The organism is Sphingopyxis sp., from assembly GCF_965279755.1.
Taxonomy (GTDB): Bacteria; Pseudomonadota; Alphaproteobacteria; order Sphingomonadales; family Sphingomonadaceae; genus Sphingopyxis.
Genome location: NZ_OZ257261.1, coordinates 2421245 through 2444370 on the forward strand (window position 1 = coordinate 2421245; position 23126 = coordinate 2444370).

The 23126-nt window shown below is 65.0% G+C and carries 25 protein-coding genes; 9 read left to right on the forward strand and 16 right to left on the reverse strand.

Translation table 11 applies throughout. From position 1 onward, the window contains the following. Positions 1-75 precede the first annotated feature (75 nt). Positions 76-789, forward strand: a complete 714-nt coding sequence (locus ACQY80_RS11955; RefSeq protein WP_428679763.1) for a murein L,D-transpeptidase catalytic domain family protein — start codon at positions 76-78, stop codon at positions 787-789. 37 nt (positions 790-826) lie between these two features. On the opposite strand, the gene ACQY80_RS11960 is transcribed toward ACQY80_RS11955, so the two are convergent. From ACQY80_RS11960 to ACQY80_RS11980, 5 genes are all read right to left on the reverse strand, one after another. Then, positions 827-1225: an energy transducer TonB gene (locus tag ACQY80_RS11960; protein WP_428679766.1), complete on the reverse strand. Its 399-nt coding sequence runs from the start codon at positions 1223-1225 to the stop codon at positions 827-829. Between the two features lie 13 nt (positions 1226-1238). Further along, complete coding sequence (locus ACQY80_RS11965) at positions 1239-2591, reverse strand: L,D-transpeptidase family protein (RefSeq protein WP_428679768.1); 1353 nt, start codon at positions 2589-2591, stop codon at positions 1239-1241. Positions 2592-2664: 73 nt separating this feature from the next. Then, positions 2665-4026 carry an acetyl-CoA carboxylase biotin carboxylase subunit gene (accC, locus tag ACQY80_RS11970; protein ID WP_428679771.1) on the reverse strand — a complete coding sequence of 454 codons (1362 nt, stop codon included), beginning with the start codon at positions 4024-4026 and terminating at the stop codon, positions 2665-2667. Between the two features lie 10 nt (positions 4027-4036). After that, positions 4037-4519 carry an acetyl-CoA carboxylase biotin carboxyl carrier protein gene (accB, locus tag ACQY80_RS11975; RefSeq protein ID WP_428679773.1) on the reverse strand — a complete coding sequence of 161 codons (483 nt, stop codon included), beginning with the start codon at positions 4517-4519 and terminating at the stop codon, positions 4037-4039. 69 nt (positions 4520-4588) lie between these two features. After that, positions 4589-5041 carry a type II 3-dehydroquinate dehydratase gene (locus tag ACQY80_RS11980; RefSeq protein ID WP_428679775.1) on the reverse strand — a complete coding sequence of 151 codons (453 nt, stop codon included), beginning with the start codon at positions 5039-5041 and terminating at the stop codon, positions 4589-4591. Between the two features lie 82 nt (positions 5042-5123). On the opposite strand from ACQY80_RS11980, the gene thiS reads away from it, so the two are divergent. Further along, complete coding sequence (gene thiS / locus ACQY80_RS11985; RefSeq protein ID WP_409741530.1) at positions 5124-5327, forward strand: sulfur carrier protein ThiS; 204 nt, start codon at positions 5124-5126, stop codon at positions 5325-5327. After that, entirely contained in the window at positions 5324-6094 is a 771-nt protein-coding gene (locus ACQY80_RS11990; protein ID WP_428679779.1) for a bifunctional sulfur carrier protein/thiazole synthase protein, read from the forward strand. Before thiS ends, ACQY80_RS11990 begins: the two co-directional genes overlap by 4 nt. 19 nt (positions 6095-6113) lie before the next feature. Here ACQY80_RS11990 and ACQY80_RS11995 read toward each other — a convergent pair whose 3' ends face one another. Continuing rightward, positions 6114-7502, reverse strand: a complete 1389-nt coding sequence (locus ACQY80_RS11995) for a DUF1254 domain-containing protein (protein WP_428679782.1) — start codon at positions 7500-7502, stop codon at positions 6114-6116. 129 nt (positions 7503-7631) lie between these two features. On the opposite strand from ACQY80_RS11995, the gene ACQY80_RS12000 reads away from it, so the two are divergent. Both ACQY80_RS12000 and ACQY80_RS12005 read left to right on the forward strand, forming a co-directional pair. Next, the gene (locus ACQY80_RS12000; protein WP_428679785.1) at positions 7632-8351 is read left to right on the forward strand and encodes a Crp/Fnr family transcriptional regulator; all 720 of its coding nucleotides are present in this window, start codon (positions 7632-7634) and stop codon (positions 8349-8351) included. Positions 8352-8473: 122 nt separating this feature from the next. Then, positions 8474-8656, forward strand: coding sequence for a CsbD family protein (locus ACQY80_RS12005; RefSeq protein ID WP_428679788.1), 183 nt, complete (start codon positions 8474-8476; stop codon positions 8654-8656). An 81-nt stretch (positions 8657-8737) separates the two neighbouring features. Here ACQY80_RS12005 and ACQY80_RS12010 read toward each other — a convergent pair whose 3' ends face one another. The 4 genes from ACQY80_RS12010 to ACQY80_RS12025 all read right to left on the reverse strand — a co-directional run bounded on the left by ACQY80_RS12010 (position 8738) and on the right by ACQY80_RS12025 (position 13617). Continuing rightward, the gene (locus tag ACQY80_RS12010) at positions 8738-9490 is read right to left on the reverse strand and encodes a hypothetical protein (RefSeq protein ID WP_428679791.1); all 753 of its coding nucleotides are present in this window, start codon (positions 9488-9490) and stop codon (positions 8738-8740) included. A 139-nt stretch (positions 9491-9629) separates the two neighbouring features. Continuing rightward, positions 9630-10745, reverse strand: a complete 1116-nt coding sequence (locus ACQY80_RS12015; protein WP_428679793.1) for an ATP phosphoribosyltransferase regulatory subunit — start codon at positions 10743-10745, stop codon at positions 9630-9632. A gap of 76 nt (positions 10746-10821) precedes the next feature. Then, on the reverse strand, positions 10822-12408 hold the full coding sequence (gene serA / locus ACQY80_RS12020; protein WP_428679796.1) for a phosphoglycerate dehydrogenase: 1587 nt from the start codon (positions 12406-12408) through the stop codon (positions 10822-10824). Positions 12409-12489: 81 nt separating this feature from the next. Then, positions 12490-13617, reverse strand: a complete 1128-nt coding sequence (locus ACQY80_RS12025; RefSeq protein WP_428679799.1) for a phosphoserine transaminase — start codon at positions 13615-13617, stop codon at positions 12490-12492. A 172-nt stretch (positions 13618-13789) separates the two neighbouring features. On the opposite strand from ACQY80_RS12025, the gene ACQY80_RS12030 reads away from it, so the two are divergent. Both ACQY80_RS12030 and ACQY80_RS12035 read left to right on the forward strand, forming a co-directional pair. Next, the gene (locus ACQY80_RS12030) at positions 13790-14491 is read left to right on the forward strand and encodes an extensin family protein (protein WP_428685850.1); all 702 of its coding nucleotides are present in this window, start codon (positions 13790-13792) and stop codon (positions 14489-14491) included. A 164-nt stretch (positions 14492-14655) separates the two neighbouring features. Beyond that, a complete protein-coding gene (locus ACQY80_RS12035) occupies positions 14656-15528 on the forward strand; it encodes an LOG family protein (protein ID WP_428679802.1) in 873 nt (290 codons plus the stop codon). 32 nt (positions 15529-15560) lie between these two features. On the opposite strand, the gene ACQY80_RS12040 is transcribed toward ACQY80_RS12035, so the two are convergent. Then, the gene (locus ACQY80_RS12040; RefSeq protein WP_428679805.1) at positions 15561-15989 is read right to left on the reverse strand and encodes a c-type cytochrome; all 429 of its coding nucleotides are present in this window, start codon (positions 15987-15989) and stop codon (positions 15561-15563) included. Then, positions 15989-16645, reverse strand: coding sequence for a c-type cytochrome (locus ACQY80_RS12045; protein ID WP_428679808.1), 657 nt, complete (start codon positions 16643-16645; stop codon positions 15989-15991). Before ACQY80_RS12045 ends, ACQY80_RS12040 begins: the two co-directional genes overlap by 1 nt. 166 nt (positions 16646-16811) lie before the next feature. Between ACQY80_RS12045 and ACQY80_RS12050 the strand changes: the two genes are divergently transcribed. Then, entirely contained in the window at positions 16812-17702 is an 891-nt protein-coding gene (locus tag ACQY80_RS12050; RefSeq protein ID WP_428679811.1) for a prephenate dehydratase, read from the forward strand. On the opposite strand, the gene ACQY80_RS12055 is transcribed toward ACQY80_RS12050, so the two are convergent. After that, complete coding sequence (locus ACQY80_RS12055; protein WP_428679814.1) at positions 17699-18370, reverse strand: CDP-alcohol phosphatidyltransferase family protein; 672 nt, start codon at positions 18368-18370, stop codon at positions 17699-17701. The genes ACQY80_RS12050 and ACQY80_RS12055 overlap by 4 nt on opposite strands. A 197-nt stretch (positions 18371-18567) precedes the next feature. On the opposite strand from ACQY80_RS12055, the gene ACQY80_RS12060 reads away from it, so the two are divergent. Next, positions 18568-19194: a DUF805 domain-containing protein gene (locus ACQY80_RS12060; protein ID WP_428679817.1), complete on the forward strand. Its 627-nt coding sequence runs from the start codon at positions 18568-18570 to the stop codon at positions 19192-19194. A 16-nt stretch (positions 19195-19210) separates the two neighbouring features. Here ACQY80_RS12060 and ACQY80_RS12065 read toward each other — a convergent pair whose 3' ends face one another. Genes ACQY80_RS12065 through ACQY80_RS12075 form a run of 3 tightly spaced genes read right to left on the reverse strand, consistent with a single transcriptional unit; the run spans position 19211 to position 23031 of the window. After that, a complete protein-coding gene (locus ACQY80_RS12065; RefSeq protein ID WP_428679820.1) occupies positions 19211-19720 on the reverse strand; it encodes a hypothetical protein in 510 nt (169 codons plus the stop codon). A gap of 21 nt (positions 19721-19741) precedes the next feature. After that, the gene (locus tag ACQY80_RS12070) at positions 19742-21337 is read right to left on the reverse strand and encodes a hypothetical protein (RefSeq protein ID WP_428679823.1); all 1596 of its coding nucleotides are present in this window, start codon (positions 21335-21337) and stop codon (positions 19742-19744) included. After that, positions 21334-23031 carry an Hsp70 family protein gene (locus tag ACQY80_RS12075; protein ID WP_428679826.1) on the reverse strand — a complete coding sequence of 566 codons (1698 nt, stop codon included), beginning with the start codon at positions 23029-23031 and terminating at the stop codon, positions 21334-21336. Before ACQY80_RS12075 ends, ACQY80_RS12070 begins: the two co-directional genes overlap by 4 nt. Between the last annotated feature and the right edge of the window lie 95 nt (positions 23032-23126).

A 23126-nucleotide genomic window follows, 5' to 3' on the forward strand; every position in this document is an offset into this window, starting at 1 on the left:
ACCGCCAGAGGCGGCCATTGCGGGGTTGCTGTTTACGTGAATGACATGATCGATCGGCGGAAGTTGCTGGGAGCCATGGCGGGCGCTGGTGCGCTGGCCGCAGCCTCGGCGCGGGCCGCCCAATTGCCCGACTGGATCGCCCAACCGTCTGCCCCCCCGGCGCCGGTGCAGGCGCCGGTCGACTATCTCGCCGTGGCGCGCAAGCAACTCGCCTTGCAGTCGCGCAATATCCACCAGAGTGACCGCGTCGGCATCGTCGATTTCGGACTGCCTTCGTCGCGTCCGCGCTTCGCGCTCGTCGATATGGCGGCGGGCAAGATCGAGATGTTCCCGGTGACGCATGGCCGCGGATCCGACCCGCAGCATGACGGCTGGCTCAAGCGCTTCTCGAACGCGCCGGGCAGCCTTGCCTCGTCGCGCGGCGCCTATCGCACCAGCGATTATTATTGGGGCGCCAACGGGTCGTCGATGCGGCTTGCGGGGCTGGAACCCGACAACAACAACGCCGACATGCGCGCGATCGTCATCCACGGCGCCTGGTATGCCGAACCGTCGCTGATCGCGACGCAGGGCAAGCTGGGGCGCAGCGAAGGCTGCTTCGTCTTCGGCGAAGAGCTGCTGCCGATGGTGCTCTACAAGCTGGGGCCTGGCCGACTGCTGTTCGCCGACAAGCTGAGCGTGCCGCCGCCGATGCCGGTCTTCCCGCTGCCCGCCGAACCGGCGCCGGGGACCGAGAATATGGTCCGCACCGGCGCGACGAGCGGGACTTTTCCGAAGACAGCGGACTGACAGTCGGAGCGAACTATCGTCAGCCTGGCGTGCAGGGTCAGTCTGGTATCCAGAAGGCGATGCTATAACGGCCCTGTGTGCGGAACGGTCTGCCTTCCGCGTCCAGTGCAGGCCGGAACTTCGCTCGTTCTTCGATTAACCTGCAAGGAACCTGGTCGAGGGCATCATGTCCGCTTGACGATTGCACAACGCAATTTTCTGCCCGCCCGGTGGTCGATATGTCGAAAGCGATAATCACATTGCCCTGAAGATTGTCGCGGAGCGCGCTACCGGGATAGTCGGTGACTTTGAACCACGCGTTCTTGTTGATCGGGGTTGCCCCGCCAAAATCTTCGGTCTTTTGCCACGGAGCGGCCGTTTGAGCACTAACCGTTGGAACGAACGCGACGCCCATAACGACGGCAGCGCAAAGGCCGAACGATACGCTCCGCGTCATGGGAATCATTGCCTCAATAAATGCCCGTCGTTGCCTGCGTCGTCGGCACCGTCGGCACCACCGCCGGCGGGTTGGGCGAGATCACCACCGCGGCCGCGCGGCCGGGCTTGGCGAAGCTCGCAACGACGGGTGCGTCGCGGCCATAGATGTCGGCGAGCTTGCTGACGCCGGTGCCCGCCGCATTGGGGATCACCGTCCAATAGGCGACATAGACCGGGAAGGGCTGGTCGAAGCTGAACTTCGTCGTCTTGCCGCTCGCGATCGCGGCGCCGAATTCCTCGGGGCTCTTGCCGGCGAAATAGACCGCCATCAGACCCGAGAAGTGCAAAGCACGCTCGGTGCGGATGCAGCCATGGCTGAACGCGCGCGCGGCAGCGGCAAAGGCGCCCTTCGACGGCGTGTCGTGGAGGTAGATGGCGTGCGGGTTCAGCATCTCCATCTTCATCACGCCCAGCGCGTTGTTCGCGCCCGGCTGTTGCACCACCGACAGCGTCTTGCCGCTGCCCGTCCAGGTGTAGCCCTGCGCGCGGGCGCGGGCCGGATTGCTGGCGATGGTGGCGCCGATGCCTTCGTTGATGATGCTGCGCGGCAGTGTCCACGTCGGGTTGACGATGATGCCGGTCGCCATCGGGTTGAGCTGCGGCGTCGGGGTCGTCGGCTTGCCAACCACCGCCTTGTGCGTCGCGATGGTCGTGCCGCCGTGGATCACGCGGGTCAGATATTCGGGCACGTTGCTGACGACATAGCGCTCGCCAAGGCTGCGCGGCATCCAGCGCCAGCGCTCCATATTGACGCGGATAGCATTGGCGTCGGCCGGCGTCTTGGCGGTCTTGAGCGAGGCTTTGAGCACCGCGAAATTGGGATGGATGGGATCGAGCGCGGTCAGCGTCGGGGCAATACCGCCCGACGTCAGCGCGGCGGTGAGGAGCGCGATCAGCGGCGTGTCCTTCGTGTCGCTGTCGGTCATGAACCACTGCTTGCGCGCCACGTTGGGCGTGCGGCCGTCGCGCAGATGCGTGGCGAGCAGCAGGAAGCTGTCGGTTGCGACCTTGTCGAGCCGCGTCTGATCGCCGCTATCGATCGCCGCCTGAAGCCCGTCGGGGTTGTAATCCTTGGCGAACAGTCCCTCGTCGCCGATCGTCTTGATGAAGGCGAGCAGCGCCTTGGCATTCGTGGCCGACCAGTCGGGCAGATTGGCTTCGGCGACGGTTTCGATGGTCGGGGCGTCGTCCTTGACCTTGTCGGGTTGGAGGACAACCGAATCCTCCTTGACGTTCGTCTGCGCGAGCGCGGGAGCCGCGAGAAGCGTCAGGGGGAGGAGCAGCGCCGCAGGATGGCGCACGAAGGGGGAAGAGTTTTTGACCATGACCAAGGCCATAGCCAAAAACTTTCCCTAGTTAAAGTGAGCTACCGCACACTCTATCGCTTGTGGGTGACGATCAGGCGGCGCCCTCGGCGTCCTGCTTCGCGAGCCACTCTTCCAGCCACTTGATCGTGTAATCGCCGTGGATGACGTCGGGGTCGGCAAGCAGCGCCTGATGCAGCGGGATGTTCGTCTTGATGCCGCCGATCACCATTTCCTCGAGCGCCCGGCGCATGCGCATCATGCAGCTTTCGCGGCTGCGGCCATAGACGATCAGCTTGCCGATCATGCTGTCGTAATAGGGCGGGATCGAATAGCCGGCGTAAAGCCCGCTATCGACGCGCACGTGCATGCCGCCGGCGGCGTGATAGTTGGTGACCTTGCCGGGCGAGGGCAGGAAGGTGCGTGGATCCTCGGCATTGATGCGGCATTCCATCGAATGGCCACGGAATTCGAGGTCTTCCTGCCGGACCGACAGGCCCATGCCGCCCGCGATGCGGATCTGTTCGCGGACGAGGTCGAAGCCGGTGATCATTTCGGTCACCGGATGCTCGACCTGGATGCGGGTGTTCATCTCGATGAAGAAGAATTCGCCATTTTCCCACAGGAATTCGATCGTGCCGGCGCCGCGATAGCCCATTTCGGCCATCGCGTCGGCGCAGACCTTGCCCATGCGCGCGCGTTCCTCGGCCGAGATGATCGGCGAGGGGGCTTCCTCGAGCACCTTCTGGTGACGGCGCTGGAGCGAGCAGTCGCGCTCGCCGAGATGGATGGCCTGGCCGTTGCCGTCGCCGAACACCTGAAATTCGATGTGGCGCGGGTTGCCGAGATATTTTTCCATGTAAACGGTCGGGTCACCAAAAGCTGCCGCCGCTTCGCTCGATGCCTGACCCATCAGGCTTTCGAGGCTGTCCTCGTCGGGAACGACCTTCATGCCGCGCCCGCCGCCGCCCGAGGCGGCCTTGATGAGGACCGGATATCCAATCTCCTGCGCGAGTCTTTTCGTTTCCTCGTTGAAGGTCACCGCGCCGGGCGAACCCGGAACGACCGGCAGACCAAGCTTCACCGCGGTGCGCTTTGCCTCGACCTTGTCGCCCATCGTGCGGATATGCTCGGGCTTCGGCCCGACGAAGACCATGTTATGCGCTTCGATAATCTCGGCAAAACGCTCGTTTTCCGAGAGGAAGCCATAGCCGGGGTGGATAGCGTCGGCGCCGGTGATTTCGGCGGCCGAGATGATCGCGGGAATGTTGAGGTAGCTGTCCTTCGCGGCCGGCGGGCCGATGCACACGGCCTCGTCGGCGAGGCGGACGTGCATCGCGTCGGTGTCGGCGGTCGAATGGACCGCGACCGTCTTGATGCCCATTTCATGGCATGCGCGGTGGATGCGCAGCGCGATCTCGCCGCGGTTGGCGATCAGCAGTTTTTCGATGGCCATTGGTGGGGCCTCAGCCGATGGTGAACAGCGGCTGGTCGAACTCGACCGGCTGGCTGTTCTCGACATGCACTGCCTTCAGCGTGCCCGCGGCGGGCGCGACGATCGGGTTCATGACCTTCATCGCCTCGATGATCAGGATGGTATCGCCGGCCTTTACGGCCGAGCCGACGGCCGCGAAGTTCGGTGCGCTCGGTTCGGGCGCCAGATAGACGGTGCCGACCATCGGCGACTTCACGGCGTCGGCGAAATTGTCGGCGGCGGGAGCTGCAACGGCAGGGGCTGCGGCCGGAGCGGCGGGTGCTGCCGCGGGAGCGGCAACCGGTGCGGGCGCATAGGCGACGGGTGCGGCGGCGGTCAGCGTGCGGGCGACACGAACCTTGCGCTCGCCATCCTCGACCTCGATCTCTGAAAGCTGCGTATCGTCGAGCAATTCGGCGAGAGCGCGCACGAACGCCGGATCGATGTTGATGCCATGGTCTTTATGGTCACCCATGAGAATTTTCCTGTTGTTGCGGCGTCCATGGAAAGGACGCTCTGACCCCGTTTTTGATGCGTCCTATTGTCAGAGTCGCGCGGCGGCGTCCAGCGCCAGCGTATAGCTGTTCGCGCCATGTCCTGCAAAATGCGCGGCGGCCGCCATGCCGACATAAGAGATATGGCGAAATTCCTCGCGTTTCATCGGGTCCGACAGATGGACCTCGATGACCGGCACCCGGATCGACTTGATCGCGTCGTGAATCGCTATCGAGGTGTGGGTGTAGCCCCCGGCGTTGAGCAGCACCGCCTTGGCGCCCTCGACATAGGCTTCGTGCAGCCAGTCGATCAGCACGCCTTCATGGTTCGTCTGGCGGCATTCGAGGCGAAGGCCCAGCGTGTCCGCCTGCGCCTCGAGCCGCGCGTGGATCTCGTTGAGGGTATCGTGGCCGTAAATCTCGGGCTCGCGCGTGCCGAGCAGGTTGAGGTTCGGTCCCGAGAGGACATAGACGGTGGGCTTATCAGGACGCTCGTTGGTCAAGGGCGCGGTCTTTCGGTTGCGGCGTTGCTCGCTCCCCCTATATGGGCTGCTCGGTAAAAGGCAAAGCGAGGCGGATTCCCACGTGATCTCGGTCATTCTCAACGGCGAACCCCGGCAGGTGCGCGAAGGCAGCATCGCCGATCTCGTTGCGTCGCTGGGCCTCGACGTGAAGAAGGTGGCGGTCGAGCGCAATCGCGCGATCGTCCCGCGCTCGACGCTTGCCGATGTCGCGCTCGCCGAGGGCGACGCACTGGAAATCGTTCATTTCGTAGGAGGCGGCTGTTGACCGACAATTGGAGTGTTGCCGGACGGACGTTCACGTCGCGGCTGATCGTCGGCACCGGCAAATACAAGGATTTCGAGCAGAACGCCGCCGCAGTCGAAGCCTCGGGGGCCGAGATCGTCACCGTCGCGGTACGCCGCGTCAATGTGTCGGACCCGACGGCGCCGATGCTCACCGATTTCATCGATCCGAAGAAGATCACCTATCTGCCGAACACCGCCGGCTGCTTCAACGCCGATGACGCGATCCGCACGCTCAGGTTGGCGCGCGAAGCGGGCGGCTGGGATCTGGTGAAACTGGAAGTGCTCGGCGAGGCGAAGACGCTCTATCCGAACATGCGCGAGACGCTGGAAGCGACCGAAGTGCTCGCGAAAGAAGGCTTCCTGCCGATGGTCTATTGCGTCGACGATCCGATCGCCGCGAAGCAGCTTGAGGATGCGGGCGCGGTCGCGATCATGCCGCTCGGCGCGCCGATCGGGTCGGGGCTGGGCATCCAGAACCGCGTCACGATCCGCCTGATCGTCGAGGGCGCATCGGTGCCGGTGCTCGTCGATGCGGGCGTCGGCACGGCGAGCGATGCGGCTGTGGCTATGGAGCTCGGCTGCGAGGGCGTGCTGATGAACACCGCGATCGCGGAAGCCAAGGATCCGATCCGTATGGCGCGCGCGATGAAGTTGGCGGTCGAGGCCGGGCGCGATGCCTATCTGGCGGGGCGCATGGGGCTGCGTCGCTATGCCGACCCGTCGAGCCCGCTGGCGGGACTGATCTAGGTCGGCATAGCGCGGCGGATCAAGGCACCCGCTTTACTGGCGGGACCAGCCAACTGCCGTCGGTCGCGCGGCGCTGCGGCAGGTAGAGGCGCAGGTTCATGCTGAACGGACCGGCGGGGGCGGGGAGCCAGTTGGCTTCCTTGTCGGCGCCGGGTGACGCATTCTGGATATAGAGGTCGAGCGAGCCGTCGGCGTTGAACGTCAGCTTGTCGCGGTCGCCGATCGCGAAGCGGTTGATCGGGTTGGCGACGAAGAACTGGTCGGCGCCGTACATGGTCAGCGACCAGAAGGCGTCGGCGGGCGGGATCTGGTCCTTTTCGAAATGCAGGACATAGTTCGACGCGCCGGTGAGCGGCTTGCCGTCGCTGTCGAGCGGCGCCATCGGATAGATGGCTTCCTCGGGCGGCAGGGCGCCGAGGCCCGCGAAGCCGATGAAGGCGCGCTGCAGATAGTCGTTGCCATAGACGCCGATGTTGCTGCCCATCGATCCCCAGCCGTTGCGGGTCAGCGAGATGGCTTTGCGGCGATTGACGATGCGCGGATAGGCTTCGGCGGCGGCGCGGGCGAGGCCGCGCTGGACGGCGGGGTCGGCCCTCGACAGGTCGAAGCTCTGTCCGGGGACGATGCCGATACGCTCCATCCTTAGCACGATCGCATAGTCGCTCGCGTGAGGCGGGTTGCGCTTCATCAATTCGGCGAAGCGCGCGAAGAAGGCTTGCGGCGCCATTTGTGCAACCTGATCAACCGGCGGCGTCTTCATGTCGACCGTCAGGTCGGGTTTCGGCATCACGGTAGCAGCGGGCTTGCCCCAGGCCGAAAGCGGCGCAGCGCCGAGGCCTGCCTGCAGCGTGTAGACATGGGCATAGTCGGCCGGGCCGTTCGTCTGGATGCGTCCGATGATCCAGCCCATCTCGGTCGGGCTGCGGACCATACGCATCCCCTTCGGCAATGTACCGTGCCAGGCTGGGCCGACGATCGCGACGGTGCCGCCCTCGTTGCCGGTCGTGCGCGTTCCGAGCGTTGCGAAGACGTCGGTCCACATGTCCATCAGCGGGATGACATGATAACGGCCCTGCGTGTTCGGGAGCGTCAGAACCAGCGGCTCCTTGCCGACGTCGAACCATAGCGAGGAATAGAGCGTGTCGGCGTTGGGTCGCACGACGTCCTTGAAGGTCGCGTCGGGGTAGGACTTCATATTGGCGAACTGGTTGACCGGCGCGCGGAGGCGGCCGGAGACGCCGGCATTGGTCGACACCCGTCGCGTCGTTTCCATCAGCACCAGCGGATAGGCGTAGGTGTAGGCCTCGATACCGATCGCATAGGCTTCTTCTTCGCTGACCGGGGCCGCATAGGCGGTGCCGGACAGAAAGGCGGTCACAAGGGTCAGGAGAGCAAGCAGGGTCTTCATCGGTCGAACCTTCGCGTCATGGAGCTCCCAGCGCCTTAGCTGGCGGGCAGGCGCCGGTCTGTCATCCTGCCGACAATCTGTTGGGAATTTTTCGGCGCGGGCGTAAAGCCGGGAGGGAAGGAATGGGCAATGGCGACACGGCTGCATCCATGGTCGCATGGCGAACGAGAGGACGCACTTCGCTGTTGTCCGCTGTTTGCCAATTGGCCCGCGGCGCAGCTCGCCGATCTGGCGGGAATCGCGCGCGCCGAATATTATCCGCGCGGCGCCGAAATCTATGCCCATGATCCCGAGAAGCGCGAGGCCTTCGTCATCGCATCGGGCGGGGTCGAGGTCAGCCGCGGCTCGGCGGCGGGCAAGAAATTCGTGCTGAGCGTTCAGGGGCCGCACGAAATTCTTGCGATCGTCCGGCTGCTCGCCGCGCCGCCGATCCATTATGTCTATGCCGCCTATGAGGACAGCGTGCTGCTCCACCTGCCGTGCGATGCGCTGGCCGCTATCCTCGACGCCGAGCCGATATTGTGGCGCGACGTCGCGATGCTGATGTGCGCGCGTCATGGCGACAGTCTGCGCCAGCTCAACGATCAGAAGCTGGGGTCGCTCGAACAGCGCATGGCGGCGATGCTGGTCGACCTTGCGCGGATCCACGGCGTCGCGGGCGCAGCGGGGATCGAACTTGGCCTCCGGTTGCCGCAGGAGCAGCTCGGCGCGATGCTGGGGGTGACACGCCAGAGCGTGAACAAGCTGCTCCGCGGGCTTGAGGAGGCGGGGCTTATCGCGGTCGACTACAATCGCATCACGATCCGCGATCCGGCGATGCTCGACACGCTTGCCGCGCGCCACGATTGAGCCGCCAGCCGGTTGTCGCCGATGCTGAACGGTCTGTCCCGTCGCGACGGAACTGCGGCCATCTCTCGCCCGTTTCTTCTGCACGAGGCCGCTCCCCCGCCTCGAAAGCAAGGAGAACCCCCGTGGGTGAACTGAAAGACAAAGCCAAAGGTCTGGCCAACGAAGCTGCCGGCAATGTGAAGCAGGCGATCGGCAAGGCGACCGACAACGAGCGCCTGCGCGCCGAAGGCGCGGCGCAGGAGCGCAAGGGTGAGGCCCAGAATCTCAAGGGCAAGGTTAAAGGCGCGCTTGGCGACAAAGTCTGACGATTAGCGTTCGTCCGCAAAGAAAAAGGCCCCGGGGATTCCCTCTCCCCGGGGCCTTTTGTATCTGATGTCGAAGCAGGCTTATTTGCCGCCCGACGCCACCAGGTCGACGTCGGTCATGCCGCCGTCGCGGCGCACGAACAGGACATAGGCGAGGTCGCCCTTCGTGCCGCCGAGCATATGCTCGTTGCCACGGATGCGGTGATCGCTGGTGTAGCCGGCGCGGATCGCCATGGTGTGGTAATAGTCGAGCACCCCCTGAACCGAGGCGGCGGTCTGGAAGTTGACGACGCGGACGTTGCACTTGCCGCCAGCGACACCCGCCGCTTCGCGCAGCGTCGCGCGTGGATACACCTTGAACGCGGCGGGCAGGCGGTCGGCCCATGCGTTGCCATAGGTCAGCTTGGCGTCGCAGGCGCCCTTTTGCTGGTCGCGGGCGAGTGCGCCGATCGTGACCGGACGCTTTGCGGCGCAATCGCCATTGCAATTTTCCTCGAACGGCAGCGCCTTGGGCGCGGCGAGCAGCTTGCCCGCGGCCTGTGCCGCCGCCGCTTCTGCCGCCGCGGTCGCCTTGCCGCCGGCGATGCCGGGAACGCCGCCGTCGACAGGGCGGTTGCCCGGCGCCGCGGCATTGCGGCTCGACTGGCCGGTCAGCTTGGGATCGACCATGATCTTGTCTTCGAGCGCGCCCTTCACTGCTGGGTCGGCATCGGTCAGCCCGTCATCGAGCGGCTTCAGATCGGCCTTTGCCTGAGGATTGTCGCGGCACCCCGCGAGCGGCATTGCTACCGCCATCATCAGGCCCGCCACCAGCCATTTTCCGCGCACCATCATCGCTAACGCTCCCTTAATATCATGCCCGGAATTGCAGGATTCTGGTTAAGAAGATGTGAGTAAAAATCGTTAATTGGTAAGACTTTATTAGTGGAAAACTGTGCCGGAGCGAGACGGATTCGCGTTTTGGGCAGGTCGCTCAGCTTTCGACCGGCCCATCGGGGCCAAGAGTGAAGCCGCAGCCGAGCTGCTTGGCATCCTCGCTGTCGGTGAGTGCCGCCACCGTTTGCCACCCGTCGGCACGCAGGCTTGCCGCAAGCGCGGGATCGTGACCGATCGGCAGCAGGATGCGCCGGTCCGCGTCATCCTCGGCGCCGAGACCGTCGTCGATCAGCGGATCGGGATAGAGCGAGAAGCCGACCGCCGATTCCTCATGATCCTCACCGACGGGGATCGCATAACCGCCGCCGCGGCCGATCGCGTCGCCCTGACCGGGGACAAATATCTGGAAGCCGAACCAGCTTTGATATGCGAAGCCGTGGCGTTCGGTCGGATCGAGCGTCAGGTTGACGCGGCCGCGGATCGGCGCCGCGATCGCCTCGAGCGCGTCGATGCGCGCCCCCAGCACGCCGGTCGTGTCGAAAGCGCGAAGGTCGGCAATCGCCCGGTCGAACGGGCCGGTCGCGCGTAGCAGCGGTAGATACGCTGCGGCGCCGAGGCGAACGAGTGCGCCGGCATCCTTGGCGTCGAGTTCGTCGCGTAGCGCCTGCCGGTCGCATGCGACAGGCAGCGGACCGTCCGCGAGCAGATCGACCGCGTCGGGCAGGGTGAAGTCGATCGTCGCGGAGCCGATGCCCGCTGCATCGAGCGCGTCGATCGCGACCGTCACGATCTCGCGCGCCGCCGCGACGCTGTCGCTGCCGATCAATTCGGCGCCGACCTGCAGCATTTCGCGCGCCGGGCGGAGCTGGCTTGCGCGGAGCTTAACCACCTGTCCGGCATAGCAAAGCCGGAGCGGACGCGGCGCATGGGCCAGAAGCGAGGTCGCGATACGCCCGACCTGCCGTGTGATGTCGGGGCGCAGCGCAAGGGTGCGCTGCGACACCGGATCGGTGAAGCGCAGCAGGTCGCGCGTCGACCGGTCATCATCGCCGCCCAGTGTCTCGCGGAATTCGGCGAGCGGCGGCGACACCCGGCCATAGCCGTGCGACCGCATCGCATCGACGAGCGCGCGCGTCACGCGCGAGGCGGCTTCCGCCTGAGCGGGTAAACGGTCGCGCAGACCTTCGGGCAGCAGGGCAGGGGCCTTGGTCATCGATTGCGGCCTTAGGCGGGTGGGAAGGCGGATTCAACAAATCTCCCCTCCCGCAAGCGGGAGGGGGACTTATGGTTTAGAACTTCAGACCCTTCACCGTCTTCACGCCGGGAAGCTGGCAAAGCTGCCACAGAAGCGGCTCGGGCATCGGCGAGTCGAGGCTGAGCAGCAGCACGGCTTCGCCGCCCGCGGCGCGGCGGCCGAGGTGGAAGGTGCCGATGTTGAGTCCTGCTTCGCCGAGCGCGGTGCCGATGCGGCCGATGAAGCCCGGCGCGTCCTCGTTGACGATGTAGAGCATATGGCCGTCGAGGTCGGCCTCGACCTTGATGCCGAACATCTCGACGAGGCGCGGGTCGCCGTTGCTGAACAGCGTGCCCGCGACCGAGCGGTCGCCCTGTTCGGTCGCGACGGTAACGCGCACGAGCGTGTGATAGTCGCCGTCGCGGTCATGGCGTACTTCGCGGACATCGAGCCCGCGTTCGCGTGCGAGATGCGGGGCGTTGACCATGTTCACGCTGTCCGAATAGCGGCGCATCAGGCCGGTCAGCACCGCGGCGGTGATCGGCTTGAGGTTCAGTTCGGCGGCCGCGCCCTCGACCTCGATCGAGATCGTCGTGAGATTGTCGTGCGCGAGCTGGCCGACGAGGCTGCCGAGCTTTTCGGCGAGGCTCATATAGGGGCGCAGCTTCGGCGCTTCCTCGGCCGACAGGCTGGGGACGTTGAGTGCGTTGGTGATGCCGCCGGTCAGCAGGTAATCCGAAAGCTGCTCGGCCACCTGAATGGCGACATTGACCTGTGCTTCGTCGGTCGATGCGCCGAGGTGCGGCGTGCAGATGAAGTTCGGGGTACCGAAAAGCGGATGGTCGGCGGCCGGCGGTTCGGTCTGGAACACATCGAGCGCCGCGCCCGCAACATGACCGCTGTCGAGTGCATCCTTCAGCGCCGCCTCGTCGATCAGGCCGCCGCGCGCGCAGTTGATGATCCGCACACCCTTCTTCGCCTTGGCGATATTCTCGGCTGACAGGATGTTGCGCGTCTGGTCGGTCAGCGGCGTGTGGAGCGTGATGAAGTCGGCCTTCGCCAGCAGGGTGTCGAGATCGGCCTTTTCGACGCCGAGTTCGATCGCGCGTTCGGGGGTCAGGAAGGGGTCGAAGGCGACCACCTTCATGCGGAGGCCCAGCGCGCGCTCGGCAACGATGCTGCCGATGTTGCCGCAGCCGATCAGGCCGAGCGTCTTTGAGGTCAGCTCGACGCCCATGAAGTCGTTCTTCGGCCATTTGCCCGCTTGCGTCAGCGTGTTGGCTTCGGGAATCTGGCGCGCGAGGGCGAACATCATCGCGATCGCATGTTCGGCGGTGGTGATGCTGTTGCCGAAGGGGGTGTTCATCACGATGACGCCCTTCTTCGACGCCTCCGGAATGTCGACATTGTCGACGCCGATCCCGGCGCGGCCGACGACCTTCAGGTTCGTCGCGGCGGCGAGGACGTCGGCAGTGACCTTGGTGGCCGAGCGGATGGCGAGGCCGTCATAGTCGCCGATCATCGCGATCAGCTCATCCTTGGTCTTCCCGGTGATGACATCGACGTCGATGCCGCGCTCCTTGAAGATTGCGGCAGCTTTGGGGTCCATTTTGTCGGAAATCAGAACTTTGGGTGCGGTCATTTCAGGTCTCCGTGTCCCGGCGAAAGCCGGAGTCTGTCGCGGAATGGGGGAATGGGCCCCGGCTTGCGCCGGGGATTACAATCAGGCGTTGAGCGAAGCGTAGGCCCAGTCGAGCCAAGGGCCGAGCGCTTCCACATCGGCGGTGTCGACGGTCGCGCCGCACCAGATGCGAAGGCCCGGAGGCGCGTCGCGATAGCCCGCGATGTCATAGGCCGCGCCTTCGGCTTCGAGCAGCCCGGCGAACTTCTTGATGAAGGCTTCGTCGGCGCCTGCGACCGACAGGCAGACCGAGGTCTTCGAACGGCTGGCGGGATCGGCGGCGAGGTGGCTCAGCCACTCGCGCTCCGAAACGATCTTGTCGAGCGCCGCGGCGTTGGCATCGCTGCGCGCCTTCAGGCCGTCGAGACCGCCGAGCGATTTCGCCCATTCGAGCGCGAAGATCGCGTCTTCGACCGCGAGCATCGACGGGGTGTTGATCGTCTCGCCCTTGAACACGCCCTCGGCGAGCGCGCCCTTCGAGACGAGGCGGAACACCTTCGGCAGCGGCCAGGCGGGGGTGTAGGTTTCGAGCCGTTCGACCGCGCGCGGACCGAGGATCAGCACGCCATGACCGCCTTCGCCGCCGAGCACTTTCTGCCAGCTGAAGGTCGCGACGTCGATCTTGTCCCACGGCAGGTCATAGGCGAACACCGCGCTGGTCGCGTCGGCAAAGCTCAGGCCTTCGCGGGTTGCAGGGATCCAGTCGCCGTTCGGAACGCGCACGCCGCTGGTGGTGCCGTTCCAGGTGAAGAGCACGTCGTTCGACCAATCGACTTGGCCGAGATCGGGAAGCTGGCCGTAATCGGCGCGGATGACGGTGGGGTCGAGCTTGAGCTGCTTCGCGGCGTCGGTGACCCAACCTTCACCGAAGCTTTCCCATGCGAGCGTCGTGACGGGGCGGGCGCCGAGCATCGTCCACATCGCCATTTCAAAGGCGCCGGTGTCGGAGCCCGGAACGATGCCGATACGGTGCGTGTCGGGGAGCTGCAGCATCTCGCGCATCAGGTCGATGCAAAGCTGCAGGCGCGTCTTGCCGATCTTGGCGCGGTGCGAGCGGCCCAGCGATTCGGTGTTCAGTTTTTCGGGGGACCAGACCGGCGGCTTGGCGCAGGGACCGGAGGAAAAATACGGGCGCGCAGGGCGCAATTCAGGCGTCGTCACTTCACTCATTATAGTCTCTCCTTGCAGAGAGCTCGCGCGGCGTTGGGACCGCGTGGCCCGGCGCCGCGTTTAGGGAGTGCGCGTGGGCTGTCAAACAAATTGCGTGGACCGCGCGAAATTTTCGATGAGCCGAGCCAAAGGTATACGGCTTGTTAACCATCTCGTCGGTAATTTGACGGTCATGCCGATCCCGACTTTCCTGAAGCCCCGGATCCTGATCACCGCGACCGCGGCGCTTGCGCTGTCCGCCTGTTTCGGTTCGCCCGAGGTGATGAAGCAAGGCGGGAGCAAGCGCCCGACCGCGAGCACGCCGCAGCGTCCGCAAGTCGTCGGCACACCCTCATTCACCAGCCCCGAGGCGCAGCAATGCGCGTTCGATCTTAAGCAGGCCGGCGTGCGGTTCACGCCGCTACCCAATCAGGATCATGGCGGCGGCTGCAGCTCGATCGATTCGGTGAAGCTGCTCGACATCGGCACCCCGGTTTCGGGTCTCGGCGCGATGACCTGTCCGCTGGCGAAGAGCTTCGCGGCCTGGGCGCGCTATGCGGTGAAACCCGCCGCGCGCCAGTATTTCGGCCAGGAGGTCGTGAAGATCGAGACCTATGGCACCTATAGCTGCCGGAACATCTACGGCGGTCGTTCGGGCCGACTGTCGCAGCACGCCTATTCGAACGCGATCGATGTGTCGGGCTTCGTGCTCGCCGACGGCCGGCGCATCATGCTCGACGGCGGCTGGAAGGGCGACAAGCCGTCGCAGGATTTCCTGCGCGCGCTGCACAAATCGGCCTGCCGCCGCTTCGGCACCGTGCTGAGCCCCGATTACAACGCGGCGCACTACAACCATTTCCACCTCGACATGAGCGGGAACGGTTACTGCCGCTAGCATCGTCATTGCGAGCGCAGCGAAGCAATCTCCAGTCGTCGGCCTTGCGCCGGACCTGGCGCTGTGGATTGCCGCGTCGCCTGCGGCTCCTCGCAATGACGGTAAGGCGGGTTGGGCCGCTGCCTGTCTTGGCAAAGTCACGCGAAACGGCTAGCCGTCCGCTAATGACAAAAGACAAACAACCCCATCGTTCGCGTTTCCACAAAGCCAAAGACGACGCGCAGTTCGCCAAGCAGGCCACCACCACCCCGCAGACCGCCGACCCGGCGTACAAGCTCGCCTTCCAGGACAATGACTTCCTGCTGCGCGAGGACCTGCGGCCGGTCCGCTTCCAGCTCGAGTTGCTGAAGCCTGAGCTTCTCCTCGACGAAGCCGGGATCGAATCGACGCTCGTCATCTATGGCTCGGCGCGCATCCCCGAACCCGATACGGCGGACGCGCTGGAAGCCGCGGCGACCGACGATGTTCAGCGCAACATCGCGCGCCACCTGAAGGCCAAGGCCAAATATTATGACGAGGCGCGCAGCCTTGCGCGGATCGCCAGCCAATATCCGTGCGACGACAGCGGCTGCCGCCACTTCGTCGTGTGTTCGGGTGGCGGGCCGTCGATCATGGAGGCCGCGAACCGCGGCGCCGACGACGAGGGGCGCGAATCGATCGGCCTCAACATCGTGCTGCCGCACGAGCAGGCGCCGAACCGTTTTGTCACCCCGTCGCTGAGCTTCCAGTTCCACTATTTCGCGCTGCGCAAGATGCACTTCCTGCTCCGCGCGCGCGCGGTCGCGGTCTTCCCCGGCGGCTTCGGCACCTTCGACGAGATGTTCGAGCTGTTGACGCTGATCCAGACGGGCAAGATCAAGCCGATCCCGATCGTGCTGTTCGGCAAGGAATTCTGGAACCGCGTCGTCAATTTCGACGCGCTGGTCGAGGAAGGCGTCGTCAGCGCGCGCGACCTCGGTCTCTTCAAATTCGTCGAGACCGCCGACGAAGCCTGGGCGATCATCCAGGACTTCTACGCGAACGCCGAACATCATTGATCCGCATCACCTCGGCGAGAGTCGGGGTGATCCTATTTCTGGCCTTCCAGATACAGGATAAGCGCCTTGCGGTCCGGGGCGTCGATGACGCCCGCGAACGCCATGCGCGTGCCCGGCGCATATTCCATGGGGCTTTTGAGGAACCGGTCGAGGTGCGCAGCGTCCCAGTTGCCGCCTTTCGCCTTCAGCGCTGACGAATAGGAGAAGCCGGCGTGGCTGGCGACGGCGCGGCCGACGACGCCGTGCAGATTGGGGCCTATGCCGTTGGCACCGCCCTTGTCGATCGTATGGCAGGCGACGCAGCGCTTGAAGATCTGCTCACCCATCGCGGCTGTCGGTTCGACGGCGGGGACGGGTTCGGCGGTTGCGGAGTCGGCCGGAGTCCCGGCGGCAGGCTGATCAGCCTTGCCGCAACCGGCGAGCATAAGCGCGCCCGCCAGCAGGGCGGACGCGATGCGCATTATTTCTTGGCTTCGGCCGGGGCGGCGGGGGCAGGCGCCGCAGCGCCCTTTTCGGCGCCTTCAGCGGCGGCGGGTGCCGCTGCCTTGTCGCCTTCCGCCGGCGCCGCGGCGGCATCACCCGCAGGGGCGGCTTCAGCGGCCGGAAGCGGCACGTTCGAGCCCATCGTGTTGAGATAGACGATCAGATTGGCGCGGTCTTCGGGGCTCGACAGGCCGGCAAACGACATCTTGGTGCCGTTGGCAAACTTGCGCGGGCTGGCGAGCCAGCTGTCGAGATTTTCGAAGGTCCAGGTGCCGCCATGGCTCTTGAGCGCGTCCGAGAAGGCGAAGCCGCCGCGGCCATGGCCGATCTCGTCGCCGACGACGGCGTAGAGGTTCGGGCCGATGCCGTTGGCACCGCCCTGCGTGTCGGTGTGGCACGCCGCGCACTTGGCAAACACGGCCTTGCCCTTTTCGACGTCAGCTGCGGCAAGCAGGTTGGGAAGCGGAACCGCGGACTTGCCGGCGCCTTCGCCGCCCTCGGCATCCTCGATCGGAAAGCCCGGCTTTTCGGGATTATGGCTGGCGTTGAGCATGCCCGAGCCGATCGACAGGCCCAGAGCGCAAATGCCGGCGAACAGCACCCAGCCGGCAATAGTATTGTTGCGATTGTCCATGCTTGCAGCCCCGTTCGCTAACGCCCGCCCATGGGCGCGTATTTGATTTGGTCGCTCCCTTACTGGGGCACGGTGCGCGGCGCAAGAGGATGAAATGGCTTGCGGTGCCGGTTGCGCGCACCCGCCCGCCCCGCTATGCGCCGCCGCGCAGTTCGGGAAGGCAGTTATGGGCAGCTATTCGGCTTCGGCGCAGCGGTTGGTGGACGAAATGAAGGCGGCAGCGCTCGGCGAGCCGGCGCGCGGCCTTGCGTTTCAGGGCGCCCCCGGCGCGAACAGCGATCTTGCCGCGCGCGAATATGATGCGAATTCGCTGCCGCTGCCCTGCTATTCGTTCGAGGACGCGATCGAGGCGGTGCGCGACGGCAGCGTCGAGCGCGCGATCATCCCGATCGAGAACAGCCTGCACGGCCGCGTCGCCGACATCCACTTCCTGCTGCCCGAATCCGGCCTTTACATCGTCGGCGAGCATTTTCTGCCGATCCGCTATGGCCTGATGAGCCGTGACCTTGGCCCCGTCACCCGCGCGATGAGCCACGAACAGGCGCTCGGTCAGTGCCGCAAATGGCTGCGCGCGAACGCTATCTCGCCGGTCGCGCACAGCGATACGGCTGGTGCCGCCGCGTGGGTCGCCGACAGCGACGAAGTCGGGCTGGCCGCGCTCGCGCCGCCGCATGCCGCCGAACTCTATGGGCTCACGCTGCACGGCACCGGCATGGAGGACGCCGATCATAATATGACGCGTTTCGTTATTCTGGCGCGCGAGCCGCTAGCGGCGATTCCGGCCGATGTGCCACTGATGACGACCTTCGTGTTCGAGGTGAAGAATATTCCCGCGGCGCTCTACAAGGCGCTCGGCGGCTTTGCGACGAACGGTGTCAACATGACGAAGCTCGAAAGCTATCAGGTCGGCGGCAGCTTTGCTGCGACGAAATTCTATGCCGATATCGTCGGCGCGCCGGGCGACGAGCGCATCGACCGCGCGCTCGAGGAACTGGATTTTCAGACGAAGTCGCTGAACCTGCTCGGCACCTATCCGCAGGCGCGGCTGCGGCCCTAACCGCCGCGCGCGCGAAGCATCCGCGCGGTCGCAAAGCTCTGGACGATAAACAGCGTCACCAGAATACTGGCAATGACGAGCCCGAACAGGTCGAAGGGCGAGAAATTGGTCCCGGGGATATCGCCGGGGCCGACGAAGGCCATCGTCGCGGTCATCGCCATCAGCATCAGCCGGAGTTCGGTCGGGCCGCCGGCCATGTAGGAGAGGCGGAATTCGCCGACGACCTTTGCCGCGATGAAGGTGTGGATCGAGAGCAGGAAATAGCCGATCACCGCCATCAGCGCGACGTCGAGCCGGAAATAGGGACTCACTCCGATCGCACCGACCATCAAGAATGTCGCGAGGGCGTCGACGCTATGATCGACGAAATAGCCGTAGTTCGGCCGTTCGATCTGCCGCCAGCGGGCGAGGCTGCCGTCGAGCGAATCGCCGAACCAGTTGACGATGTAGCCCGCGAGGCAAAGCCCCAGCCATTCGTCGTCGATCCAGCTCAGCATGTAACCGCTCGCGACCATCACCGCGCCAAGAAAACCAAGCGTCGTCAGCTGGTCGGGGGTGACCCACGCGGGCAGGCGGGGGCAGATCCAGTTCAGGAGCCGGCGCTCGCCGCGCGCGAGGATGTTCTGCTGGATACGCGTCGGCGCACCGGCGGCGGGGGTGGTCGTCATGAAAGCCTTTCACGGTCGCCGTCGCAAAAGCGTCAGCGGAATGTCATCGTGGCGTCATAGGCGTAAAAGGCGCTTTTCGCAAAGGGCCGCCGTCGCCCTTCGCGCGGCGGGCCGACGGTCTGCCGCCAAAGTAGCGCGTTTGGTCGATTGGCAGCCGTAGTGATGGGCGATAGGCCATAGCGCGAAGGGGACGAAGCATGACGGATATTTCGATCGGCCGGGCTGCGCGTCGCGGTCTGGCAGGCCTGTTTGACGCACGGGGGCGCGATGACCGCGCCCAATTCTGGTTCTTCCTGCTCCTGATCTTCGGGCCGCTGACGATCGTTCAGATGGTAATACAGACAGTGATGGCGTGGCCGTCATTCGGGGCGTCGCCGGCGGGTGACGCCGGCGCTGTGCCGGCGAATTTCGCCATGGTGGAAGGGCAGTTCCGCGCCATGGCGACCGCCGCCTATGTAGCCGCCGGGCTGTATCTGCTGGGCAGCCTGCTGCTGCTTACCGCGACGGCGCGCCGTTTGCATGATCGGGGCCGCGCGGGGTGGTGGGCGGTGATGCTGCCGCTGGCGACCTTTGCGACGGGGCAGGGACAGGCGCGACGCATGACTGAAATTGCCGAACAAGCGCCGCGGGCATTTGCGGAGTTCGAGAAAAATCCCTCGCCCGATTTTTCAGGGCTCTGGGACCTTCAGGTGAAGATGCAGGCTGGCACATCGGGACCGGACTGGACCGCGATTCTTGGCGGACTGGTCATTCTGTGGCTCGTCGTAGAACTGGCGCGGGCGGGGGCTGCCGGGCCGAACCGTTTCGGACCACCGCCCGAATGATCGGCAATCTCCCCGGCTAATCCTGCCAGGGACCGATCTCACCGACCTCGCCGATCGTGCGGTAGCGGACGCCGTCATCGACCCACGCGACCTCCCACATCGGGGCCGGCCGCGCCCATTCGCCGATCACGAACAGCGGCAGCCTGTTGGCGGCGACAAAGGCGAGGTCGTCGGCGGTCGGACCGGGTACGACGGTTTCGGAGCGCTGGCGCAGCCGGATGATCGCGAGCGTACCGGCAGGCGGCGCGGGCAGCGCCTGCCGCGTCGGGAAGCCCATGCTGGTGGCGATGGCGGGATAGCCTTTGCCGTCGCGGGCGAGCAGCAATATCTTGTCGGGGTTGGCATAGGGGCCATCGACAGGGCGCCCGACGACTTTGCGGCCGGCGACCGCCGCATATTCACGCACGTCGCTGTCGGCGATCGCGGGCGGCGCATCGGGTTGAGCGGTCGTAGGGGGCGATGCGTCGCTGGCTGTCGTGCCAGGGATGGCAAGCGCCGCGAGCATCACGGGCAGAAGTGCGAACAAGCGAATGGCTCCGAAGCGGCGTTACAGAACGGCAGGCAGAATCTTGCCGGCCTCTTTTGCAGGAATTTCGGTGAGTAGCTCGTATAAACTGCCCATCGTGCGGCAGACATCCTCTTCGGGCGCGTTTTGCGACCGAAGCGTCGCGCGCAGCCGTTCTTCGGGCACCCCCGATCGCTTGATCAGCTTGCCGATGAACTCGCCGGAGAGCGTTGCGTCCTTGGCAGCCAGTCCCCATTCGCGGTCGCCATATTGGTCGTGGACGACCGAGAACATCTGATACCGATAGTCGGGCGAGATATAGTGGACGCTGTTTCCCTGTCGCAGATAGGTGCGGGGGTTACGAATGAACTCGGCGCATTCGCGAGGATTTTCGCGCATCTTTTTGATCATTGCGGCGCGAAATCGGGCGTCGGCGACCTGCAGTTCATAGGGTAGCTTGTCGATTATCAGATAATAGGTCTCGGTCAGCTCGCGCATCATGATGCGATTTCGGGGCTCCGCCGAGCCGCTGTAGGTCGTCGAGACATTCTGCAGGGTCGAATAGGTTTTCGGACTTTTTTCGCGGAGCGTTGCAAGGGTCCGGCCATCGGCGGCCGCTTTGGGGAAGCCGTCGATGAATTCCGCGATATGCTTGTCGGCCTCTGCCGCTTGCAGTGCGGCGAGTGCGGCCGGGTTGTGATCGCTCTCGGACGCGTCGCCGCCTGCCATCCGCCCGATCGCCGACAGCGCGAAAAAGGCTAGGGCAATCCATGTCCAGACTCCGGGGCCTTTGACGCCGCCGCTCGCCGCCGCCTTTTCCCAGCGTGCGACGAGTTCGGGCTGCCAATGCTCCTGTTCAAGCCAGGGATAATCGCGGCGCACGGTCTCGATCAGGTTCGCCATGCGCGGCTTGTCGATGCCGCGCGTCCACAACATGCCCTTCGGCTTGCCCTTGGTCAGCTCGATCCATTCGCGGTGATAGGTATGTCCAGGCGTGTTCAGCTCGCGGATCAGGCTCTCGCCCTCATGCGCGTTGAACAGCCACGGAATGGCGGGATGGACGCCAAGCTCCTGCGCGCGGTCGGACCAGTGAAAATAGTCCGCGACCTTGGAAAACAGCCCGGCGCCGCGCGGATAGCGGTCGGCGAGCAACTGCGCGAGCCAGCCCTCGACACGGGCATAATGGCCGAGGTCGCCCATGCGATCGTCGGCGAACAGCGCGTCGATGTGCTGTTCGAGTTCGTCATTCTCGGCCGGCGTCAGATCGCCCTCGCCAAGGAACAGGTCGACGACGCGCTGGAAACGTTTGTCGTCATCTTCGCTGTATTCGACGTTGAAGGCGGGCTTTTCCTCGAGCTCGGGCTGGGGCGGCGGGGCGTCGTCGGCGCGCATGGCATCGTCGGGAAGCGGATTGCCGAGGCCGAAATCATCCTCTTCCGCCTCATCCTCTGCCGAAGGCGGATGAAGAAATTGTCCTGACAGCGCGGCATCGCGCGCGTGGCGCAATTCCATATAGGCTTCGGTCTCGGCCTCGTGATCGAGCGCTTTCAGCAGATGCGAATAGGCCTCACGGATCGTCTTGCGGTCGTCAGTTGGTGCGATGTGGAGGATCGTCCACGGCCAGAAATCGCCGCTCACAGCCGGTTATCCCGTTCCAGCTCCTCCAGCGCCGTTGCCATCGCGCCGCGCGCCTCCTCGATCGCGCGGGGATCCTGCGTTTCGAGCACGCCTTCGAAATGGAGGAGCATCCGCCCGATATGCTCGCGGCGATCGTCGATGAATTCCTCGTAGAGCCGCGCCGCCCACCCGACGACATACTGGTTTTCGGCGACGTCGCGCGGATGCGTCTTGAGTGCCGCGAGCTGGTCGCGCCGCGCCGCGAGCTGTTCGGGGGTCAGTGCATCGCCATCGTCGGCGATCAGCATCGACCGGGTCTCGCCGGTTTCGGGAATAGTCACATCGACATCAAGCAGACCCGAACTGTCGTAGGTGAAGCGGCAGTCGATCGAGACCTGCCCCGCCGGTTTCTTGGGGATCGGGAACTCCATCGTCCCGAGCAGGATGTTGTTCGCAACTTCGCGCGATTCGCCTTGATAGATGTTCAGTTTGATGTGCGTCTGGTTGTCGGACATCGACGAATAATTGTTCGTTCGGCTGATCGGGGTCGGGCTGTTGCGGCTGATAATCGGCGAGAAGAGTCCGCCGCGCAGCCGCCCGTGGCTGTCATATTCGGTGACTTCGACCCCCAGTGTGAAGGGGCAGATGTCGGTCAGCCGCACTTCGTCGAGCGCCGCGTTGCGCGCGACGAGCCCGGCCTGGATTGCGGCGCCGATCGCGACGGCGTGGTCGGGATGGACGACATGGTTCGGAAAACGCCCGAACATCTTGGTGATCGCCTTGCGGATGACCGGCATCCGGGTCGCCCCGCCGACGAGCACGATGTCGCTCAGTGCCTCGATGCGGAGGTTGCTGTCGCGCAGCGACCGCAGGATCGGATCGCGCAGGCGAGCGAGCAGCGATGTGGACAGCGTCTCGAACCGTTCGGTCGTGATCGACAGGTCGAACTGCCGGTCCGTCAGCGTCAGCGTGACATTGGCCTCCGCCTGATCGGTGAGCATCCGTCGCGCCGCATCGGCCGCCTGGAACAGGCGCGCGTCGAGCAGGTTGCGGCGAACGTCCGATGGAAACTCGTGCGTCTCCATCCAGTACGCGACGATCGCGTTTGTGAAATCGTCGCCGCCGAGGCGGTTGTCGCCCGACGAGGCGCGGACCTCGACGATCGCGTCGAACATCTCGACGATCGAAACGTCGAAGGTGCCGCCGCCAAGGTCGAAGACGAGGAAGGGTTCGCGATCCTCCTTGTCGGCGATGCCGAAAGCGAGCGCGGCGGCGGTGGGTTCGTTGAGCAGGCGGGCGACCTTCAGACCGGCGAGCTCGCCCGCGCGGCGCGTCGCCTTGCGCTGCTTGTCGTTGAAATAGGCAGGGACGGTGATGACCGCTTCGGTCACCTCCTGCCCGGTCGCGGCCTCGATATCCTCTTTCAGGCTGCGCAGCACGATTGCCGACAGATCTTCCGCCTTGAACGAATAGCGGCCGATCTTGATCGTGCGATTGGTGCCGATGAAGCGTTTGAAGCTGGTCACCGCCTCGGCGGGTTTCAGTACCCAGTGGTTGAGCGCGGGCTTGCCGACCAAGGTCGTCCCGTCGGGCAGGATCGCGACCGCCGAAGGGGTCAGCAGATCGCCCAGCGCATTGGGGATCAGCCGTGTCTCGCCATCTTCGAATATTGCCGCTGCGCTGTTGGTCGTACCCAAGTCGATGCCGACGATCATCGTGCCCCCAAGATCCCCTGAACCGGCGATCCTGACGACCGCGCCCCGTTACGCGACCTGCCTCAACTCGTTTCGTCGATCAACGCAAAGTTGAT

What these genes read in the sequence shown, in the direction of transcription:
- ACQY80_RS11955 (WP_428679763.1), top strand. Translation starts at nt 76, where the DNA reads ATGGCGGGCGCTGGTGCGCTGGCCGCAGCCTCGGCGCGGGCCGCCCAA.
- ACQY80_RS11960 (WP_428679766.1), bottom strand. Translation starts at nt 1,225, where the DNA reads ATGACGCGGAGCGTATCGTTCGGCCTTTGCGCTGCCGTCGTTATGGGC.
- ACQY80_RS11965 (WP_428679768.1), bottom strand. Translation starts at nt 2,591, where the DNA reads ATGGTCAAAAACTCTTCCCCCTTCGTGCGCCATCCTGCGGCGCTGCTC.
- accC (WP_428679771.1), bottom strand. Translation starts at nt 4,026, where the DNA reads ATGGCCATCGAAAAACTGCTGATCGCCAACCGCGGCGAGATCGCGCTG.
- accB (WP_428679773.1), bottom strand. Translation starts at nt 4,519, where the DNA reads ATGGGTGACCATAAAGACCATGGCATCAACATCGATCCGGCGTTCGTG.
- ACQY80_RS11995 (WP_428679782.1), bottom strand. Translation starts at nt 7,502, where the DNA reads ATGAAGACCCTGCTTGCTCTCCTGACCCTTGTGACCGCCTTTCTGTCC.
- ACQY80_RS12000 (WP_428679785.1), top strand. Translation starts at nt 7,632, where the DNA reads ATGGCGACACGGCTGCATCCATGGTCGCATGGCGAACGAGAGGACGCA.
- ACQY80_RS12010 (WP_428679791.1), bottom strand. Translation starts at nt 9,490, where the DNA reads ATGATGGTGCGCGGAAAATGGCTGGTGGCGGGCCTGATGATGGCGGTA.
- ACQY80_RS12015 (WP_428679793.1), bottom strand. Translation starts at nt 10,745, where the DNA reads ATGACCAAGGCCCCTGCCCTGCTGCCCGAAGGTCTGCGCGACCGTTTA.
- serA (WP_428679796.1), bottom strand. Translation starts at nt 12,408, where the DNA reads ATGACCGCACCCAAAGTTCTGATTTCCGACAAAATGGACCCCAAAGCT.
- ACQY80_RS12025 (WP_428679799.1), bottom strand. Translation starts at nt 13,617, where the DNA reads ATGAGTGAAGTGACGACGCCTGAATTGCGCCCTGCGCGCCCGTATTTT.
- ACQY80_RS12030 (WP_428685850.1), top strand. Translation starts at nt 13,790, where the DNA reads ATGCCGATCCCGACTTTCCTGAAGCCCCGGATCCTGATCACCGCGACC.
- ACQY80_RS12035 (WP_428679802.1), top strand. Translation starts at nt 14,656, where the DNA reads ATGACAAAAGACAAACAACCCCATCGTTCGCGTTTCCACAAAGCCAAA.
- ACQY80_RS12040 (WP_428679805.1), bottom strand. Translation starts at nt 15,989, where the DNA reads ATGCGCATCGCGTCCGCCCTGCTGGCGGGCGCGCTTATGCTCGCCGGT.
- ACQY80_RS12045 (WP_428679808.1), bottom strand. Translation starts at nt 16,645, where the DNA reads ATGGACAATCGCAACAATACTATTGCCGGCTGGGTGCTGTTCGCCGGC.
- ACQY80_RS12050 (WP_428679811.1), top strand. Translation starts at nt 16,812, where the DNA reads ATGGGCAGCTATTCGGCTTCGGCGCAGCGGTTGGTGGACGAAATGAAG.
- ACQY80_RS12055 (WP_428679814.1), bottom strand. Translation starts at nt 18,370, where the DNA reads ATGACGACCACCCCCGCCGCCGGTGCGCCGACGCGTATCCAGCAGAAC.
- ACQY80_RS12060 (WP_428679817.1), top strand. Translation starts at nt 18,568, where the DNA reads ATGACGGATATTTCGATCGGCCGGGCTGCGCGTCGCGGTCTGGCAGGC.
- ACQY80_RS12075 (WP_428679826.1), bottom strand. Translation starts at nt 23,031, where the DNA reads ATGATCGTCGGCATCGACTTGGGTACGACCAACAGCGCAGCGGCAATA.